The sequence below is a fragment of the Ensifer sp. GW821-FHT05G01 genome, from assembly GCF_059419585.1.
In genome coordinates this window covers 1-804 of the sequence record NZ_JBWKSC010000028.1, presented here as the reverse complement: position 1 = coordinate 804, position 804 = coordinate 1, and the positions used below count along the sequence as shown (strand labels likewise).

Here is an 804-nt window from a genome sequence, read left to right as displayed (position 1 = left end):
ATGACCTTTCCCGTGCTTTTTAGAACATAGATGGCACCAGTCAGGTGACCATCGAAACGCAATACGCCACGGAGATACTTCGGTATCCGGATGGTATGGCGAGAGCCGCCGTCCACGTTTCTCTTTCTCACAAGGATACGAACCACGCCCGTTTGTCGTTTGCGTCAAGCGAATGTCGGTAGCGTGCTTTACCCAAGATGGGCCCGTAGCTCAGGTGGTTAGAGCGCACGCCTGATAAGCGTGAGGTCGGCAGTTCGAGTCTGCCCGGGCCCACCATTTTGGTTTAGACCGGGATGGCTTGCTTGGAGCGGATGATCGAAACGGTTGGGGCTGTAGCTCAGCTGGGAGAGCACCTGCTTTGCAAGCAGGGGGTCAGCGGTTCGATCCCGCTCAGCTCCACCAATTTTGGTTGAACTGAGAGGGCCTTTGGCCTTGCGAAGCTGACGCTTCGTTTGAGTGCCAAAAGCGGCGGAAGAAGTATCCTTGGAGAAATAAAAGTTTGCATCGCTTCGATAGAGGTTGATGCCTGTTCTGATTACATTGTGAAGAGAAGATATGTCTGGAAGCTTCCAGGTGTTGAAGATGACCGAAAGGTTGTTGGAGACGTCCGAGCCCAGTCCTTATGAAACCATGGATGGTCTAGCCGACCTGATATGGAGGAGGGACTGGAGGTAGGAAGGAAGCCTTGTCCTGAGGCATGATCATTGTTTGGGTGCTCTTCGGAGTGCCCTTCTGGTGTTCATGCTGGATTGGTGTTGCCTGACCGCGCATCACCGGACAGATCTCGAGAAGCTGGTCTTAAGA

2 tRNA genes are annotated in these 804 nt (G+C 53.4%); both read left to right on the top strand.

The window, feature by feature from the left end:
- Positions 1-199 precede the first annotated feature (199 nt).
- A tRNA-Ile gene (locus tag AC07UR_RS33860) sits at positions 200-276 on the top strand.
- 50 nt (positions 277-326) lie between these two features.
- Positions 327-402: transfer RNA gene (locus tag AC07UR_RS33855), tRNA-Ala, on the top strand.
- The last annotated feature ends 402 nt before the right edge of the window (positions 403-804 follow it).